The sequence below is a fragment of the Gimesia aquarii genome, assembly GCF_007748175.1.
Lineage (GTDB): Bacteria > Planctomycetota > Planctomycetia > Planctomycetales > Planctomycetaceae > Gimesia > Gimesia aquarii_A.
The window spans coordinates 6,838,910-6,857,264 of the sequence record NZ_CP037422.1 but is presented as its reverse complement, the minus strand read 5'-3'; the positions used below and the strand labels follow the sequence as shown (position 1 = coordinate 6,857,264).

At 45.4% G+C, this 18,355-nt stretch carries 14 protein-coding genes; 5 read left to right on the top strand and 9 right to left on the bottom strand.

Annotated features, from left to right (window positions below; all coding sequences use genetic code 11):
- Positions 1–34: 34 nt before the first annotated feature.
- Positions 35–709, bottom strand: a complete 675-nt coding sequence (locus V202x_RS25870; RefSeq protein WP_145179741.1) for an ABC transporter ATP-binding protein — start codon at positions 707–709, stop codon at positions 35–37.
- 331 nt (positions 710–1,040) lie between these two features.
- Here V202x_RS25870 and V202x_RS25865 point away from each other — a divergent pair, with 331 nt between their 5' ends.
- From V202x_RS25865 to V202x_RS25855, 3 genes are all read left to right on the top strand, one after another.
- Complete coding sequence (locus V202x_RS25865; RefSeq protein WP_145179739.1) at positions 1,041–2,315, top strand: L,D-transpeptidase family protein; 1,275 nt, start codon at positions 1,041–1,043, stop codon at positions 2,313–2,315.
- Between the two features lie 257 nt (positions 2,316–2,572).
- Positions 2,573–3,133: an orotate phosphoribosyltransferase gene (gene pyrE / locus V202x_RS25860; RefSeq protein WP_145179737.1), complete on the top strand. Its 561-nt coding sequence runs from the start codon at positions 2,573–2,575 to the stop codon at positions 3,131–3,133.
- A 32-nt stretch (positions 3,134–3,165) separates the two neighbouring features.
- Positions 3,166–4,575 (top strand): glucose-6-phosphate isomerase, encoded by a 1,410-nt coding sequence (locus V202x_RS25855; protein ID WP_145179735.1) that lies wholly within the window; start codon positions 3,166–3,168, stop codon positions 4,573–4,575.
- Positions 4,576–4,592: 17 nt separating this feature from the next.
- Here the strand turns inward: V202x_RS25855 and V202x_RS25850 are convergent, their stop codons facing one another.
- The gene (locus V202x_RS25850; protein WP_145179733.1) at positions 4,593–5,102 is read right to left on the bottom strand and encodes a 3-hydroxyacyl-ACP dehydratase FabZ family protein; all 510 of its coding nucleotides are present in this window, start codon (positions 5,100–5,102) and stop codon (positions 4,593–4,595) included.
- Positions 5,103–5,280: 178 nt separating this feature from the next.
- On the bottom strand, positions 5,281–6,237 hold the full coding sequence (locus V202x_RS25845; RefSeq protein WP_145179731.1) for an HAD family hydrolase: 957 nt from the start codon (positions 6,235–6,237) through the stop codon (positions 5,281–5,283).
- Positions 6,238–7,260: 1,023 nt separating this feature from the next.
- Here V202x_RS25845 and V202x_RS25840 point away from each other — a divergent pair.
- Both V202x_RS25840 and V202x_RS25835 read left to right on the top strand, forming a co-directional pair.
- Positions 7,261–7,833 carry a helix-turn-helix domain-containing protein gene (locus tag V202x_RS25840; RefSeq protein ID WP_044238118.1) on the top strand — a complete coding sequence of 191 codons (573 nt, stop codon included), beginning with the start codon at positions 7,261–7,263 and terminating at the stop codon, positions 7,831–7,833.
- Positions 7,834–8,007: 174 nt separating this feature from the next.
- Positions 8,008–9,699: a phospholipid carrier-dependent glycosyltransferase gene (locus tag V202x_RS25835; RefSeq protein WP_145179729.1), complete on the top strand. Its 1,692-nt coding sequence runs from the start codon at positions 8,008–8,010 to the stop codon at positions 9,697–9,699.
- A 5-nt stretch (positions 9,700–9,704) separates the two neighbouring features.
- Here the strand turns inward: V202x_RS25835 and V202x_RS25830 are convergent, their stop codons facing one another.
- The 6 genes from V202x_RS25830 to V202x_RS25805 all read right to left on the bottom strand — a co-directional run bounded on the left by V202x_RS25830 (position 9,705) and on the right by V202x_RS25805 (position 18,344).
- Positions 9,705–10,736 carry an SMP-30/gluconolactonase/LRE family protein gene (locus V202x_RS25830; protein ID WP_145179727.1) on the bottom strand — a complete coding sequence of 344 codons (1,032 nt, stop codon included), beginning with the start codon at positions 10,734–10,736 and terminating at the stop codon, positions 9,705–9,707.
- 100 nt (positions 10,737–10,836) lie between these two features.
- Entirely contained in the window at positions 10,837–11,505 is a 669-nt protein-coding gene (locus V202x_RS25825) for an MIP/aquaporin family protein (protein WP_145179725.1), read from the bottom strand.
- 32 nt (positions 11,506–11,537) lie between these two features.
- The gene (locus V202x_RS25820) at positions 11,538–12,374 is read right to left on the bottom strand and encodes a phytanoyl-CoA dioxygenase family protein (protein WP_145179723.1); all 837 of its coding nucleotides are present in this window, start codon (positions 12,372–12,374) and stop codon (positions 11,538–11,540) included.
- Positions 12,375–12,557: 183 nt separating this feature from the next.
- Positions 12,558–13,523, bottom strand: coding sequence for a MotA/TolQ/ExbB proton channel family protein (locus V202x_RS25815; RefSeq protein ID WP_232098717.1), 966 nt, complete (start codon positions 13,521–13,523; stop codon positions 12,558–12,560).
- 221 nt (positions 13,524–13,744) lie between these two features.
- A complete protein-coding gene (locus V202x_RS25810; protein WP_145179721.1) occupies positions 13,745–16,834 on the bottom strand; it encodes a tetratricopeptide repeat protein in 3,090 nt (1,029 codons plus the stop codon).
- A 214-nt stretch (positions 16,835–17,048) separates the two neighbouring features.
- Positions 17,049–18,344, bottom strand: a complete 1,296-nt coding sequence (locus V202x_RS25805) for an acetylxylan esterase (RefSeq protein WP_197993100.1) — start codon at positions 18,342–18,344, stop codon at positions 17,049–17,051.
- Positions 18,345–18,355: the final 11 nt, after the last annotated feature.

The following is an 18,355-nucleotide window of genomic DNA, read 5'->3' as shown; positions in this document are numbered from 1 at the left end:
CTGAGGATAAAAAATATCATGAATAAAATGAGTGTTATATTTCTGCGTGAATTTTATTAAAATCAGATAACGTTTCCACGCGGTCAAACTGTTTGGCGACTTCTTGCGAGTGGGTTACCAGCAGCATCGAAATCTGGTTCTGTGCGCAAGCATCTCGTAATAATTGCAGAATCGTTTCCTGGTTGGAAATATCCACATTGGCGGTAGGTTCATCTGCGAGTAAGAGCTTGGGTTGATTGGCCAATGCGCGAGCGACTGCCACACGCTGTTGTTCTCCAACAGACATTTGTTGGGGGCGATGATGTAAGCGATGTTCCAAGCCAACCTGTGCCAAGAGTTCTTTCGCGCGATTCCGATTTGGTTTTTCGCGTGAGAAACTCATACCTAGTAAGACATTTTCCAAAGCAGAAAAAGCGGGTAACAGATTAAATGTCTGGAAAACAAAACCGATCCGTTCGGCTCGAAATCGATCGCGGACCACCTCCGCCATCGAAGCGATTTCGGTGCCGGCAATGGTTACTTTTCCACTATCGGCTGAAGTAATTCCCGAGATGACATTCAGGAGGGTCGATTTCCCTGAACCACTCTCGCCAATCAGCACGGCCTGTTCACTTTCTTTCAGTTCAAATCGTTCAATATTCAGAATGGGGAGAATGGAACCATTGGGTTCCCGGTAGCTCTTTTTGACGTTTTCCAGCAGCAAAGACATGCTGACCTCGTTTGTTCGATGGAAGAATGATACTACGGATGAAAATTCTTTCGCTGATTAGTGCTGTTGTTTTTGCAAATGTTATGCAATAAGCCAGTTGTTCGCTAGTGTTGTTTTCGCAAATCTTTGCAATTATTCCCGATCAGAGGGTCTTAAAAAAGTCCCTTAAACAATTGTCGTTAGATAACTTATGTCGCAACAATTTCGACTTATTTTTATCGGGATCGCGGTAGGCTTGTTTTGAGTGTTTTGCTATAGTTCCGCCTCTTTCGTGTTAAAACAATCTGCGAAATAATACATGAAACAACTGTGAATCAAGGATGATTACAAGATGCGAAGTCATCAACGGAACCGACTAATGACTCCCTTTCGAGTCGTAATGTTTATAGGGCTGGGAATTTTGGGGACTGCTGCCTGGAGATATGAGTGGATTCCATTTCATGTGGGCGGAGCACAAACCGGGGCCTTGATTGATGATTCTTCTCAAAATTCGTCCGAGACTGGTAAGCGACAAGAAACTTCCGATGATGAAGAGCCGGTTTTGGAGCAGGAAACCATCATTGCTCAGTCGGAACCTCCCGCAGAAGAATTAACGGAGGGAAGTGATAATCAACGTACATACCATAGGAGAGAAATCGAAGTACCTCGTATTTATAAGCGAACGATTACCGGTACGATTGTAGAGACGGCTCCTCAAGTCGATTCTCCTGTGAATGCTGCTATTGAACCCAATCATTTCAAAGCTTCTGCACAACCTTTGGCCAAAGAGGATCAGGTCTCGCCTCAACTGGCTTCAAAAGAGCTCAATGCTCCGAAGAAATTGAACCCGCCAGAAGGGATCAAACGTGCGAGTGCTCGTGTGATCAAAACGGCCAAGCATGCGAGTTTTGATGAAGAAATAGGGAAAAGCCAGACAGAAAATTCCACTCCTGATCTGATCGCCATTGATCAACTCATTCAGCAGGGAAAAATTATCGATGCTCATAAGCGGCTTTCTAAAATTTATTGGAAACAACCTCAATTATACCCGGTCATCAAATCACGAATTGAAGAGACCGCACGCATGATTTACTTTTCTCCTCAGCCACATTTTATGACACCTCATGAAATAGAGCCCGGAGATCAATTGCGAAAAGTGTCAAAACAATATCAGATTCCCTGGGAGTACCTGTCAAAGCTGAATCGGATTGACCCCAGAAAAATCAGACCTGGTCAGAAGCTCAAGGTCATCAAGGGCCCATTTTCCGTATTTGTGGATTTGAGTGATTTTACTTTGACCGTGCATGCACATGGTTACTTTGTAAAACGTTATGCCATTGGAACTGGCAAAGATCATTCCACACCGACGGGTAAATTTCTCGTAAAAGACAAGTTGGTGGATCCTACTTATTATGGTCCAGAGGGAGTGATCGCCAACGATGATCCGGCGAATCCCCTGGGCGAACGATGGATTGATATTGGCGATAGCTATGGCATTCATGGCACAATCAATCCTGCTTCGATTGGTAAAGCAGAGTCCAAAGGCTGTTTGAGGATGCACAACCAGGACGTTGCTGAGGTTTACGACATGCTGGGGATAGGCTCAGAAGTTGTGATTCGTCCCTGATTTCTTATTGTTATTTCGCAGGCATTCTTAAGCGGATCCTAAGAAATCTTTATGGGATAATTTTTTAGTCCCATGGCTTTCGAACGTAATAATAAACTCGAATTCGGGTGATTCTTTCTCTGCAGTCTGTTTGAATGTGGAATTCGAGCCTGTAGAATACGTGTGGCTGAACCAGAGAGAGCACAAGGATAAAGCATGTGCTTATCAATGGTTCTTCATCATAATGACACACATTCAGGGTAGAGAAGAGAATATTTATGTTTGATCGGGAAAAGCTGATCGAGTTATTTCGAGAGCGCGCTTTAAAGTTTGGAGACTTCACACTCGCTTCGGGTAAAAAAAGTAGTTATTACCTTGATGGAAAACAGGTTGTACTACATTCGCATGGGTTGCGTTTAGTGAGCACCGGATTATTAGAAATGTTGGCTGACGTCGAATTTGATGCCATTGGCGGCATGTCAATAGGTGCAGATCCAATTGTAGCCGGTGTGCTGGCGATAGCTGCGGAACAAGGAAAGTCGCTCAACGGGTTTATGGTTCGCAAAGAACCCAAAGGACATGGAACGAATAAATATGTGGAAGGGCCTGTCCAGCCAGGTGATAAAGTCGTGATTGTGGATGATGTCATTACCACGGCTGGTAGTGCGTTGTTATCTGTTGATCGTGCCGAAGAATTTGGCTGCGAAGTGGTGCAGGCTTTAGGGGTCGTCGATCGTTTACAAGGGGGGGCTGCGAACTTTGAAAAACGCAATATTCCCTTCAAAGCGTTATTGACGATTCAAGACTTTGGAATCGAACCACCGGCGGAAGATGAGTAAACTTTCAAGCTTTCATGAAAGAGACATTTCTAATGGCAAATTTCCTACGCTATGATGATTCAGCAGCTCGACGTTTGATTGATAATCAATTATACGAGGCACTCCAGCCAGATCTAATCGCAGCACGCGAAGAAATGCTGAAAGACGTGACCCTGCTGGGGACCGACCAGATACCGTCCGGCAAACAGCCTTTAGATGCTGGTTTCCAGAATTTGCCGCAGCAACTCCTAGATGAATATGAATCGCAAAAGAGTGAAAGTTTACTGGGAAAAATCCAGGCCAAGGCCCAGGAGTTGCGCGAACAGTCGGATCGATTTCTGGTTTTGGGAATTGGCGGTTCTTATATGGGGATGCGGGCATTGTTCGAAGCTTTGGCGCATCCCTGGCATAATGAATTAACGCGTGAGCAGAGGCAGGGTGTTCCCCGCCTTTATTTCGAAGGAAATAATGTCGACAACGATTCGGTGACGGCACTCAAGGATTTACTACAAAGCGGTTGCCAGGATCCACATGATCTGCTGCAACGTTGGAGTCTGACTGTCATCAGTAAATCAGGGGGCACATTAGAAACCGCGGTCGGATTTCGGCTCTTTCGTGAAGCGCTGGAAGCATACTACGGAGCCGATTCGGATGAAAGCCGTTCGCTCGTCGTTCCTATTACCGGTCTGGAAGGAAAGTTGAGAAACTTTTCTAATGAGAAAGGATATTCCAGTGTCTTTCCGATTCCCGATAATGTCGGAGGGCGTTTTTCCGTTTTCACCGCAGTCGGTTTATTCCCCGCTGCCGTGATGGGGATTGACATCAAACAACTTTTGCAGGGGGCAGCCGATATGACACAGAGATTTGTCACTCAGCCGATGGGTGACAATGCGGTGTTAGACTACACGGCGACCTGTCATCTCTTTGAAAAAGAGAAGCAGAACACGATTCGGATCCTTTCTACTTGGGGAAAACGACTTGAAGCATTAGGACTCTGGTATGATCAATTGCTGGCTGAAAGTCTGGGCAAACAGGAAAAAGGAGCGACTCCTTTGACGGTTGTGAACACCAGAGACTTACATAGTCGCGGGCAGCAGCACCAGGAGGGAGCTCTCGATAAATTGATTACAAACCTGATTGTCGAGCAACCCGATTCGACTCCCGTTTCAGTTCCTCTGGTTCCCGAAAGTCAAAACCAGGATCAGCTTAATAAACTGAAAGGGAAAACGGTTCCTGATATTCTTTCTGCAGCGATTGAAGGAACAAACCGCGCTTATGCCGACGTAAATCGTCCCACGGCAGATTTGATCCTACCCTGTCTGAATGAATATACGTTGGGGCAGACTTTGCAGATGTTAATGCTGGCAACCGTTTTAGAAGGTCGTTTAATTGACATCAATCCGTATGGCCAGCCCGGTGTGGAAGCCTACAAAAAGAACATGCAGGAAGTGTTGAATCGCTGAATGATGAGAACTCTTGCTTAGCTGGTTCCCGGGATTTCCTGATTTTTATCAATTGGCACGCCAATCATTTGACCACTGAAAACCATGTCTCCATCAACGAGACCTTGGAAGTTGAACTCGGCTCTCTTGCCAGCGCGGATGCGTGCCAACTGCGCCATGATGACCAGACGCTGGTTAGGAAAGACAGGGCGGCGAAAACGAACATCGTTCATTCCACCAAATCCCAGGAAGTCACCGCCGAGCAACTTGAATTTGCGAGCGTAAAAACCAGCCAACTGGGCTGAACATTCACAAAGCACTACCCCTGGCATCAAAGGAAAACCGGGCATGTGCCCACGCACCCAAAATTCATTCTCAGTAATATCTTTAAAACCGACAATGCCATGCTTTTCGTTATCGATATGGACGATACCGGAAAGTTGTTCCATCTCAAATCGCTGAGGATTGATTTCTCTGATGTCTTCGATTCCGAATAAAGGGTTCTCGAAATCGAAATCAATTCCATCATAAAGCAACTTGGGTGGCATGGTCTCTTTTCTCCAAAAGGGGCATTATCGAAAACAGCACTCGATTTTTAATTGGGGTCATCAAATGAATGAAATAGTTTTTCAAGGTAACTACTGTTTTTCCTAAGATTCACAAGGTAATGAAGTCAATACTCATCGCCCTTGAAGCCTGTGATCTTAGCAAACTCGGTAGCATTTGTTAATCGAGGATTTCAGCTAATTGGTTCAGATTAGTGATCAACCTGTCAGGCTTTAAATCAGGATTTCGAACTTCTTTTTTACTCGCTTGCATACTCAGTGAATCGCCTGCAAATAAAACGGTCTTCATTCCAAAGCGTCTGGCCATCGCCAGGTCTTCATGAATACGAGTCCCAACATGCAGAATTTGCTCTGGTGAAATACCCAATTGTTCGAAACGACTGATAAGTCTTTCATAAAGAGACATCGATGGTTTACGGACTTCTTCACGATAAGACAAACAGAAACACTCCTGAGTGAAGAGTTCCGAGAGTGGCGGCAGTGTACCTTGAGAGCTTAATCCCCGCAATACTTGGACTAAAGTGAAAGGCTGTGCATCTGCGAAAAGGGCGACTTTTTTACCTCGTTCTCCTAATTTGTTAAGAATAACCAGGGCTTCAGGCATTGCCTCGACACCTTGCAGACAGGAATGAAAGAAATAAGCTACTTTTGCACTGAAGTCATCCAGCCCACCATAAAAGGATTCGTCAATGTGATATTCATTCTTCTGCAGTCGAATGATAAGTTGTTTCCAGATTTCGACAGAGTTGATTTCCGGTTTTTCTCCCTTAGCAATTTTGCGAGACATTCTCTGGTCTTCAAGGATGTTGCGATATTGTGACAGCATATATTCCCAGGGAGCACCTGGTTTGCGTGACATGCTATTCCACATATTGAACTCTTTGATTGTCTTATCGAGAGCTATTTGCATCCGCAATTGTTGTTCATGATCGAACAGTAAACAACCATCAGAAATATGGAGTAATGTTCCATAGACGCTGAATGTGACTGCAGCGACGTCCCTCATAGGCTTCAAAAAAGGCGTTGCCTTCGGGACCACTAGCGCTGGAGGGATCGGCCAGATAAGATCATCACGGTGAGCCAGCCATTCAGCATATTCTTGGAGAGATTGAGCCATAACAATTCTATCAGTTCAGGATCGAGAAATTTCGATCATTGAATTTTAACGAATAGAGGACAAGAAGAGGAGTCTATGAAAAGAAGCGTCAAGCGCAGGTTCTAAGAAATGTCTATATCGTCATGATGCTAAATCTTTCATAAGTGGTAGATAGCGAAAGAGTTCCTGGAGAACCTTGGATTATTGTGTTCTGATCTTAGACCAGCCAGCCATGATAGAGCAAGCAAAAAAGTGAGATTTCAACGACTTTCAAATTTGGAGAAATAGGTATCAATTTTCGAAAAGCGACCAACAGAAATCGGCATAATTGACGTAATAGATCTGAAAGTTCAATTGCATGGAACCCGATGCTGGTCGCTGTTGTCATAACGATTATCCGACCGTTTCTCTCCGACTCACGAGAAAAGCGGCGGGAAGCGGTATGAAAAATTCAAGTCCCCCAAGAAATTTGGTTCATATCTTAAGTATTTTCCAGAAGTGGATTAAGTCCCTGAATTGTAGGGGATTACGGCATAATATTCCTCACAGTTGTTTCTTCCCTATCAGCTATTCCCAGTGTCTCTCTCACTACTGCACTCTCTCTTGTCAAAGAACTTAAAGTCCTCACCGTCGATTCGTCGATGCAATTAGGGCAGACGGTTGAAACCGGAAAGACGTAAAAACCACGTCGAACCAGTCAACATCAGTTTGAATGGTTCAGTCCCTTCGATCGTTTGTAAGGGGGGAGAGGACAAGATGGATCTAGTCTGACGAACTGATCTGAATGGTATTGCGATTGTCATTCAGTCCGACCCCAAAAGTATTACGTACCAGATCCCAAATTTCCTTAAAATTAAAGATTGGCAATTTGAAACAGTTTTTAGAGATGCTGTCTCTGAAAGCAAACCCCGACCCAAGACTACTCAGGTTACAACTTTAAAGTGACTGGCCAGGATAGCCGTTGACAGTAGTAGGGGTTAAAGCAGAAGAAGTGTAACCCTTCTTCGATTGAAATTTGCCAAACATGTGATTGGAGAGCCCGCAATGAAAACGATCTTCACTACTGGCCAAGTAGCAAAGATCTGTAAGGTTGCACCCCGCACGGTTAGTAAGTGGTTCGACTCTGGACGCTTGAGAGGATACCGGATCCCCGGTTCTCAGGATCGTCGAATCCCACGTGAGCACCTTATTCGATTTCTTAAAGAACACGGCATGCCGTTAGGCGAATTGGAAGATGAAGCAATGGGCAAATTGTTGCTCGTTGGGGCAGACACTCAGGTTCGTGCAAGTCTCGATGACCTGATGGCTACCGAAGATTTCAAAATTGAATATGCCGTAAGTGGTTTTGAAGCTGGTATCCAGGCTGAATCTTTGCATCCCGATTGCGTGATTGTTGATTTTGCAATGGGCCGCAATGAAGCTCTGATGATCGCTCAAAACCTGCGACGAAACAAAGACTACACTGATTCTGTATTGATTGCCCTTCTGAGCGATGAGGATAATGCCAGTGGGTTTGACAGAACTCTGTTTAACGAAACTTTCCGGAAGCCATTTGATGCTGCATTACTAGCTGAACGGATTCGGACCTTGGTTGGACGAAAAAAGCAGATCGCCTAATGAGGGGCAAGAATGCCCTGTGGTGAGATTGCCAGGGACGTGTAGTTCTCGATATTATGGACGGTGTCGAGAGAACGGCCCGCTGGTCAACCAAAACAATCGCAAAGGGATTTGCTGGTTTGCGTGAACGAATAGACCCGGCCAAGAGGTAAGACTCTTGGCCGGGTTTTTTACGTGCCTGGTGTTTCGTTACAAACCGATATGAATCTATTAAATCAACATCACGAATCCGAGAAGAAAAAGCGGTTACCTAATTCCGTCTGGTATCTGCTGCTTGCTCTTATTGCTTTTTTATTTGTGTCCTCTCAGCTCGATTGTGCACAGGATCTTTACTTTACCGGGGCGGGTCCCGGGATGACTGTAGATGAACCGTTTAATGTTGGACAAGGAGTGTTCCTCGTTCGTGCGATTGAGGTCTATGGCCTGGGAATCTTCTCGCCCGACAGCTTGCGGGAGATTTTTGAACATCCCAATTATTTGCCTGATCACCCTCCATTGGGACGTTTACTGATTGGAGTTTCGCACGAATTGGTTTCCTGGTTAGCAGGGAGTGATGATCGTCCTTTTGTAGTAACCTATGGTCGATATGCTTCAGCCTTCAGTTTAGCCTGTCTCGTGTTTGTGGTGGGATGGTTTACCTTTCTCCAATGGGGGCACAAAAGCGGTTTGATTACTGCTGCCACGTTGATCTGCTTACCTCGATTATTTGGGCATGCACATCTGGCAGCGTTGGAAATGGTAACAGCACTGTTTTATGTATTAGCGGTATTATCTGTTGTACATTTTTGGAATTTAGAACAGCCTCCCGGGTACAAACGGTCTTGCCTCACAGGGCTGTTATTGGGACTCGCACTGCTAACCAAGATTCAGGCAGTTTTGATTCCGATTCCTGTGATCATCTGGGCGCTCTGGAAATGGCGACAAAAAGCGATTGTGCCATTACTCTGTTGGGGGAGTATAGGGGTATTGATTTTCTTTGCAGGCTGGCCTTGGCTCTGGTTTGATCCCGTGGATCGGATCAGTGAATATCTTGGCAGAACCACAGAGCGTGCGGCTCTCTACGTAGAATATTTCGGTATCAAATATACTGATCGTAATCTGCCCTGGCATTATCCCTGGGTCATGTTTCTGACGACGATTCCAGTAGGGCTTGCTCTCTTCGGCTTATTAGGTTTCTGGAACACAATTCGTTCATTTCGTGAATCTCCAAAACAAAAACCTGGTGGAGAAATTTTGTTGCTGCTTTCGATATTGTGGCCCTTGATCTTATTTTCTTTGCCAGGGATTACCGTCTACGATGGTGTGCGATTGTTTTTAATGGTCTTTCCGCTGACGGCAGTATTTATTGGTCGCGGCGTAGCGATAGTCATTGATTGGGTAAACCAACAGCTTCCACCCAAGTTTGCAATAACTGCTGTTGCCTTGCTCCTGCTCTCGCAATCCTATGCCACCTTCGTATTGGCTCCCTGCTGGCTTAGTTATTATAGTTTGCTGACTGGTGGCCTGAATGGGGCAAACGTTCTTGGTATGGAAGTCACCTACTGGGGCGATTCAATTACCGCCGACATGTTACAACAAGTTGTGAACGATGTACCTGAGAATTCAGTCATTCAAGTCGCACCAGTTTTGCATCCCGCTTATTTACAAACCTTGCAGGAAACACCCGAGCTAAAACGGAAGGGGATTCAATTGGTACCCTTCGAATCAGAGAAACCAGTTTCCGAATACGTGTTATATTTTCAACGGAATCCTTATTTGCCAGAGATCCTTCAAGCAGGGCAACAGGAATCGCAGAACATCATTACCGAAGTTTCCAGGTCGAATATCCCTTTAGCTCGTCTGATTCGTTTGAATAGTTCGCGATGATGTTGTTACTTCTTGACAGGCAGTGCTGGATGAAACCCAGGGATTTTACAGGGAATCCGATATAAGCCGCTACCCGCAGTGATATAAAGCGTTGACGCATCTTTACCAATCCCGAACGTGCAGTTGGTAGGCAGTGTGGGAGTTGGGATATATGCCAGTTCTTTTCCTTCGGGTGAAAAGACGACAATGCCGAATCGGCTTTCTGCACGGAACGCCGCGTAGATATTCCCGTTTTGATCAACGGTCATTCCATCAATTCCAGTCTCTTTAGCACCGAAGTCCGCAAGTATTTTCTTCTTACCCAAGGAGCCATCTTTATGAATCGGAAATGCGTTGAGGGTCATCCGTTTCTTGGGTTTTTTGGGGGGATTTTTTTCCAGACCAGTGGCCCCATTATTGGTTTCAGCAACATAGAGTGTTTTACCATCAGGTGAAACAACCACTCCATTAGGCTTACTGATATCAGTTGTGACCCGTTCTACGGTTTTCGATTTTGGGTCGTAGCGAAAAACACTCATGTGATCCAGTTCCAGTGGTTCAGTGCCGACATAACGTGGATCCGTAAAATAGACCCATCCTTTTGGATGCACAACCAGATCATTGGGAGCATTGAATTTTTTTCCTTGATAACGATCAACCAGGCATTTCACTTTCCCTTTTTTTGAGATTTGTGCCAAACACTGTTTTCCATTATTCGCACCGCAGGCAGCCAGCATTTTACCTTTTTGATTGATCATCAATCCGTTGCTTTGCCCACTGTCTGAACTGAAAACTGTGGTTTTTCCGGTTGCAGGATCAAAGGCCATAATTTTTCCCAGACCGCCGGAGAAATTAATATCGCTGAAGTAGATGATGCCATCAACGTCAACACAGGCCCCTTCTGTGAATCCTTTATCGTTCCACAGTTCCTCCACTTTGGACTGCGGTGAAACAATCGATGAATCACCAGAGGGGCTAGGAATTGCCGCATAAACCATTGAGCAAGCCATTGCTGAAAATGCCACTCCATAGATGAAGATGTTTTGCCAGTTGATCATGGTTTGTACCTCTTTGCTGTTGCCTGTTGAAAACAAGTTATGTTTGGTTTGTTAGTTACGCCATCATATCTGTTTCTGCTTCATTCATTCGATGCTACTTTTATTCTTCCCCACTATCATTGGCAGAATTGTTATTACGGACAAGCCACAGTGAGGGCACGGCCAAGGCTGCTCCTGCAATGGGACCGACAATATAAATCCAGAGAGACGTCAAATTCTGGCTGACCAGTGCGGGGGCTAAAGAGCGCGCCGGGTTCATGGAAGCACCGGAGATTGGTCCGGCGAACATTGCTTCCAGCGCGATCACAGCTCCGATGGCAACTCCTGCCAAAATTCCGGTTTCTTTCGCACCTGTACTTACACAAAGCACAACGAACATCAGTATCCAGGTCAAAATTCCTTCCAGAACAAGCGACTGCATTTCGCTGCCAGCAGGAAGTGTCATTCCGTAATTCTTCAAATCGGGAAAGAGGAATTTCAAAATCAGACATGCCACCATAGCACCAATGATCTGGCAGACAATATAAGGAATCACCTGTTTTGCTGGAAAGCGGCCTGAGACCCAGAATGCGATGGTAACTGCTGGATTGATATGGGCACCAGAAATTTCGCCAATGGCATAAATGACTGCAGTGACAACGAGTCCAAACACAAGAGCAATTCCAACATGTGTCACGGCTCCCTGTGAAGCCTGATTGGTAACGATGGCACCCGCCCCTGAAAATAGCAGGATGAATGTGCCAAAAATCTCAGCATAGTATTTTTGCATCAGTTGTCGATTCCAGGTTGTAGATTCAATGACTAATCATTTTCAGGGCGGGCAGGGTTAAGCCAATGGCCGGATGGATCTGTGCCGGCAACAATCACTCCTTTGGCATTCCAGTCCATTCCCGCTCTCACATCCGCGGCACAATAACGGAGTGTTAAACCACAACGTCTACGGTCTGATTCATTCGCTTCTGAGCCGTGTAGTAGTAAATCGGAATGAATAGAAATTTCTCCGGCTTTCAATGAGTCGTCAACCGGTGATCCATATTGCTCCGGGTTTTCAATCGTCTGGTTCAATACATTATCTTCGTGCGAGCCACTCGGACGATACGTCATGTGACCATGGTGATGACTCCCGGCAATAAACCGCATGTTGGCGTTTTCGGGATCAGCATCATCAATGGCTAACCACACAGTGACTGCTTTGGAAGGAGATAAAGGCCAATAGCTGGCATCCTGATGCCAGGAGACCGATTTCCCATCATGAGGCATTTTGCAGAAAAAATGAGAACCCCAGGCAATCAAATTGTCTCCCAGTAAATCTTTGACATAGGCAACGATTTTAGGATGTGTCAGCAGATCATAAACCTTGCCATACTTCATATGAGCGGTACTGATGGAATAGCTATCCCCGCCTTCAGCCATGACTTTTTCTAACAACGCGTCAAAATACTGTCGGTTCACAGCGACTTCCTGTTCATTGAAGATGCGGAGGCTGCGGAGATACCCGTCCTGATTGAATTGCTCGATCTGAGCGCTGGTTAAAACTTGGGGGTCCGTTGTTGTAGAAGGATAGAATTTCAAGTCACGTTCGATTTGAGAGAGTTCTTCTTCCTCGGGGACTGCCTGGAATTCTTTGGATTCTGTCATGATATGCCTTTTCAATAATATCAGAGTCAATCAGTCGTGGGCGAAACAGTTTTTGGCGCGTCGTTCCCAGGAAAGAAATATATTCCTATTGTAAATAGGGCTCAGTTCAGGAACAACTTAGAAGCAAGAATTGCCGGAAGTCGGAACCATTTTCATTAGAAGATAATAAACCGATGAAATCTACTAAGATGTACTTCGCGTTTTCGTTGGCTTGCTTTTTGGGGCAGGGGCAGTGGTTTTGCGGCTGGCAGCATTCGTGGCCAGGCCTTCTGCAGAGATGAGATGGACCAAATCTTGTGAATTCTGATCCATTTCCATAACAAGAGCATCGACACGACCTGCAAGGTACATATACATAATCAATGAAGGAATGGCAATTCCCAAACCGAAGGCCGTTGTTAACAAAGCCATCGCAATACCAATCGCGAGCTCCTCTGCCTTGCCCATGGCACTGCTATTGGCAATTTCGTTGAAGGCTTGAATCATTCCGATTACGGTGCCCAGCAGTCCCATCAAGGGTGCCACTGTCGCCACTCCATTAATGACTCGCAGATGCTTACGTAATTGGGAAAGTTGACGTTCACCGCCATCGATGATTGCCTGTTCCACTTCGACACTCGGTTTCCCCCATTTACGGACGCCATGCGCAAAGACCGAAGCAATAGGGCTCGGATTTTCCTCACATAATTTTAAAGCTGAGCGCGCATTCAGTTTTCCATCTTTGAGTAGTTTCAAGAAACGACTGACAAAGTGACGCGGGATCACGCGTGCGGTTCTGAGAATAACCAGTCGCTCAATAATGAACCACATAGAGATGATAGAGGCAATGACAAACGGGAGTAGAAAATACCCCATTTCATCGATGATTGCTTCCGGCGTGGAAGGAATACCTGAATTCCGTTTGACTGGCAGTACTCCATCCGGTAGCGGACCTTCGGCTTCCACAAATCCTCCATCGACGGGTTCTACCACTTTGGGTAATCGTTCTTGTGCTTCCGTGGAGCTGGATATCAGAAGTAGAGCGGTAACGCTAATCACGACGAACGGTAGCAGTAGTCGGGAGAACCACATGAATGTGAAGTTTGTAGATTTTCCTCGATGGGGATGATCAGCGGAGGGATTTTGTTGATTGCTGATAAAATTGACCATGAGAAATAATTGTCACGCTAAAATGAAGGGGACTGGCTAAGTGCCTCTGTTATCTGATCCAGATTTGGGTTACTCGTAGCAGCATTTGCCCCGTTAGTACTTTATCGTAAGTCAACATACGATTGTAAGAAGCGGTCTAGTTTACGCCAGATTGGCTTTCCCGTCGAGCCTGGAATCAAATTTCCTGATCAAACGTTTGTAAGACAAAATCTTACTTTGGGTTATTTATTGCGACTTATCTTGGCTTGAACTGTTTTCATCCGCTCTTTGGCACGAGGAACCAGTTCATGTTCAGGGAAACGTTTCAGAAAATCCTGATACGTTTTTAAAGCTTGAGTCCATTCGTTCAGCGCTTCATGGCAGGTACCGGCTTGAAAGAGTGCAGGGGCTTGCCATTCGGGAAATTTGTACTGAATATCAACCTGCAAATACGCCAGAAGTGCTGCTTTGAATTTTTCTTGAATCATCAAAGTTTCTGCCAGAAGAAATTGGCACTTGGCTGCGGTTTCGGTGCGTCTGCTATTTTCAGATTCTGTGATTTGTTGAAATACTTTGCGTGCCTCTTCAAATTTTGCCTGATTTTTCAAGCTGCGTCCCAGAACTTCTTCTGCTTGATAGAGGAAGGGGTTTTTCGCATCCCAGCTACGAAAACGCTCCACTGTTTTTTGCACATCATCATATTTTTTCTGTCGAAAGTATGTTTCTGCTAAAAGTACCCACGCGCGCGGATACCAGGGTTCCTGACCCAGTTTCGCACTTTTATCGTCATTGACGATTTTCAGTAGTTCTTCCTGTGCTGTTTTGGTCTGATTTAGATACAAGGCCGCTTCTGCCTGATGGAATTGAGCAAAGGATGCGTATTCATTTTTGGGAAATCGTTTGAGCAATTCTCTGGCAAATTTTTCGACGAGGTCCCATTTTTTCAACTCCAGATAAATTTCAATCAGCCGATAAAGGGAGACTTGTTGTACTTTTTCATCAGACTTTGCAGAGGCTTGTAATTCATCGAATGCTTTTGCGGCTACCTGTAATTTACCGGCGATCAATTCACTTTCTGCCAGACTCAAACGTGCGTTATCAGCTAGATCGCTATTGGGGGTCTCTTGCACCAGGCGCTGAAAGATCGTATCTGACATTTCAAATCGCTCTGCCTCGTAGTTGATCAAAGCCCACTCATCAAGAATTTTGTCGAGATTCTCAGGTTTGGGGAATTTCTGCAAGAGGGTTTCGTAGGCTTCGTTAACGGCATCGATTTTATTGAGTTTGAATAACGTTCGTGCTGCCTGTAAACCCGAGAGCATTGCATAACGCGAAGGGGCAAATTTGGTCAACGCGTTCTGGAAAACAGTGGCGGCTGCCTCCAGTTGTTTATTGTCTTCCAGACTGCGCCCCTGCATGAAAGTTGCTTCAGCAGCCAAGGGGCTTTCTGGAAACTCTTGGACAAATTGTTCAAAATGTTTTGCCGCAGATGCATACTCTTCGAGTTGAAATTCTGACCAGGCCAATCCCGAGAGTGCAGCCGGATATTCTGGAGTATCCAATCCGGGTTTTACGATTTCAGCGAAGAATTTTTTTGCGCGTTTCCACTGCTTTTGCTCGTAGTTTCTTTCTGCTAACTGACTATAGGTCCGAAGCAACAACTCAGTATCTGGTTTGCGTGCTTTCAATTGATCGAGATATTTATCAACTTCCTGGGGTTTATTATTTTTATTAGTGATAATAATCAGATTGGCAAGGATCTGATTAACTCTAGGACCATTTGGGAATTGCTTGAGATATTCGGTAGAAAGAGTTTCTGCCTCGGCATACTTCTTTAGAGAACTGAAGCTACTGCTTTGCAGAACCAGTGCGTCGGCGTATTCGCTTGATTGTTTGTTGACTTTAGGGTCGTTTAAATACGGCTCCAGCACTTCTACTGACTTGTCAAATTGATTCAATTTTTGGAACGTGCGTGCCAGATACAACCGTGCCAGTAGTTTTGTGTTCTCAAGCTTGGTTTGTGCAAGTACATTTTGAAAATGAGCCAAAGCGATTTTCAGATCTTCGGTGCTACCCAATGCATCTCGAATACGGCCTTTCAGCAGTTCCTGATGCAGCCGCAGACCACTCTGTGGGTACTCCTTTTCAAACTGCATTGCCAGTTGTGCCGCTTCCGTTAATTGATCGTTCAGCAGTGCAGATTCGATGGCAAAATGTAAACTGTCATCGGCGAGATCACTGGTTGGCCATTGTTTTATGAAATCAAGAAATAAAGGCTTTGCCTTGGCTGGTTCTCCAGAGCGTAACAGAGTATCCGCCAGTTGATAGGTCGCTAACTCTTTTTGCTCTGGACTGGGTTTTGATTTGAGTGTTTGTTCTAAGACCGCGATTGCTTCAGGAAATTTCTGCACTCCTTTCAGACTGACTCCCTTCCAATACAAGGCATTCGCAGTTTGTTTCGGATCTTTGGCAACGAGATCAAACTGCTCGATTGCTTTGGCATACTCATTTAGATCGTAAAATGCATAACCTGCATTAAGTCGCGCGGTTGTACCAAGGGGGCTCTCAGGGAACTTCTCAGGTATTTCCAGAAACGCATTTGCAGCCGCTTTAAACTGTTTACGATCAAATAAAGAGGTGGCTAGCGACATTTGAGCATCACTGGCGCGGGAGTGATTTTTTTTGTCGGCGATTTCTTTAAATCGTTTTTCGGCTTCTGCCGGTTGTTTATTTTGCAAGTAAGCTGATGCGAGACCAAATTCAGCATCTTCGCGCATGGCTCCTTTAGGGTGGCGTTCTAATGATCTCTGAAAACTTTTTACAGCCATTTCGGATTTGCCACGCCTAAGCATGACATCACCAAAATAAGGGTAGGCCCACTCTTCCAGTGCGTGCTTAGGATGGAGTTTGAGAAATTCTGTGAATTCTTTGTCCGCTGCTTCCAGGTCATCCAGCAAGTAACTGCATTCACCGATGCGATAAAGTGCATCGGGTCTATTCTGGTTTTGGGGGTACTCTTTTACAAAGTTTCTGAGGACGTCTCTCGCTTCCCGATACTTTTGTTGATTAACGAGAGTCAGGCCGAGATAAAACTTAGCCAAAGGAACGCTGGCGTGCTTAGGATAATTCTTCAAATATTTTTGAAATGTTTCTGTCGCCAGTTCCCAGCGGTTTTGTTTGTACAGGCCGATCGCCAGCTGAAATTCATCGGACGCTTTATCAGCAAGAACAAACTGAACAGGCAAAAATGTGAATGCCAGGAAAATCAGACAAATTTTGCCGATACGTAAGTCATATGAGAAGAGGGGCCGGATACGGTTATTCATCATCATGGAATCGCGAAATCAATTTAAAGTGGTAAAGTGTGAAACATTCATATTATCGTGGCACTTCTGGCTGAGGCAAGCGGCGTTGTCGAAATCTCCTTCTGGAGCAGCGAAAACCCACGATACACGTACTTTGTGCACTGGTATTTCTGCTGATAAATCACCAAATACGTAGCTCTTGATTCAACTTCGTCGTCGAGAGAGGTTAGATCTATGGGGTTCAGCTGCCACGAAAGTGTCGATCTGCGAAATCGAGGTATTGCTTCCAGTCATAATCGATTACATCATGTTTGCCGGTACGAATATGATATCCCATCTGCTGCTGTACGGGTTGATTGACTTCCGGCATCTGTTTTGCGCCGAATCCGGAAGTTCCCAATAATTTATAGACTGGCTCTGCATTCAGTACAGATAAGAACTCACCACGTGGATCTGCCCAGCGGTCCTCAACTGCGCTGGCTACATATACAGGACGGGGTGCAATTAAAGAGACCAGCATGTGTTGATCAACGGGAAGTTGCTCTTCTTTGTCAATGTACTTATTGAAATTATCACAAAACCAATGCGGGAATGCATTGTTGATTACATTCAGTGTTTCGCCAAAACGACGGCGGCTGAGGGCGGCGCCTCCGCAACCAGAATTATTGGAAATGACCAGTGCAAAGCGTTGATCTTGTGCTCCGGCCCAAAGCGATGTTTTGCCAAGTCGTGAATGACCGATGAGGGCGACATGCTTTTGATCGATTTGATCGTCTGTTTCGAGATAATCCATTGCACGACTCAAGCCCCAGGCCCAGGCGGCAATAGTGCCCCATTCGTCGGCCGCAGGCTTCTTTTGTCCTGCCTTATTAAACAGAGGATGAATGCCGTTTTGAAAGCCATCGTCATAATCAGGATCAATGTCACCACAATAAATGGCAACTAACCCATAGCCACGGTCAAGGATTTCATCAATAGCCCAGCGCGAGGCCGAGGTGCCTCTTGATTTTTCAGTCGCTCGATGATTGACGATAGCTTTCGCTTTATTGGCCCGCATCCATTTGGTTGAGAGTGTGATTTCAGGATCATTGGCAATGGTGTGATTACCATAGAAATTGAGTCCCATGAAGACCGGCACCGGTTTCGTAGCTTTGGCCGGCAAGTAAATCAGCAGGTCCATACGGGGCTCTTCTTTTTTTCCGGAAAAAAAGACGGAAACCTCTTTTCGGATTGCTTTGCCATGCAGTGCATCATTTTTTTGTGATATCACTTCGAACAGAATATTTTCTGGTGGTGCCGGACTTTTTCCATAGACTTCACTTTCAAACAGATGCAGAATTTCCGGGCGTCTGACTTTCCACCAAAGTTCAGCAGAGTCGACCTTCCTGCCATCAGAAGTTTTCAAAACAGCGGGTAATTTATATTGCGGAACCTTTGCTTCATCATAATTGGGTTTAGGACGCTGTGCCTGCGCCGTTTGCATAGAGACTACGAATATGCTTAAGAGGGTCAAGGTGGCAAAGAGCAGTTGTTTCATATGATTAGTGG

Bases quoted from the DNA above. Each gene is read 5' to 3' on its own strand.
- V202x_RS25870 (WP_145179741.1), bottom strand. From the start codon at position 709: ATGTCTTTGCTGCTGGAAAACGTCAAAAAGAGCTACCGGGAACCCAAT.
- V202x_RS25865 (WP_145179739.1), top strand. From the start codon at position 1,041: ATGCGAAGTCATCAACGGAACCGACTAATGACTCCCTTTCGAGTCGTA.
- pyrE (WP_145179737.1), top strand. From the start codon at position 2,573: ATGTTTGATCGGGAAAAGCTGATCGAGTTATTTCGAGAGCGCGCTTTA.
- V202x_RS25855 (WP_145179735.1), top strand. From the start codon at position 3,166: ATGGCAAATTTCCTACGCTATGATGATTCAGCAGCTCGACGTTTGATT.
- V202x_RS25850 (WP_145179733.1), bottom strand. From the start codon at position 5,102: ATGCCACCCAAGTTGCTTTATGATGGAATTGATTTCGATTTCGAGAAC.
- V202x_RS25845 (WP_145179731.1), bottom strand. From the start codon at position 6,237: ATGGCTCAATCTCTCCAAGAATATGCTGAATGGCTGGCTCACCGTGAT.
- V202x_RS25840 (WP_044238118.1), top strand. From the start codon at position 7,261: ATGAAAACGATCTTCACTACTGGCCAAGTAGCAAAGATCTGTAAGGTT.
- V202x_RS25830 (WP_145179727.1), bottom strand. From the start codon at position 10,736: ATGATCAACTGGCAAAACATCTTCATCTATGGAGTGGCATTTTCAGCA.
- V202x_RS25825 (WP_145179725.1), bottom strand. From the start codon at position 11,505: ATGCAAAAATACTATGCTGAGATTTTTGGCACATTCATCCTGCTATTT.
- V202x_RS25820 (WP_145179723.1), bottom strand. From the start codon at position 12,374: ATGACAGAATCCAAAGAATTCCAGGCAGTCCCCGAGGAAGAAGAACTC.
- V202x_RS25815 (WP_232098717.1), bottom strand. From the start codon at position 13,523: ATGGTCAATTTTATCAGCAATCAACAAAATCCCTCCGCTGATCATCCC.
- V202x_RS25810 (WP_145179721.1), bottom strand. From the start codon at position 16,834: ATGATGATGAATAACCGTATCCGGCCCCTCTTCTCATATGACTTACGT.
- V202x_RS25805 (WP_197993100.1), bottom strand. From the start codon at position 18,344: ATGAAACAACTGCTCTTTGCCACCTTGACCCTCTTAAGCATATTCGTA.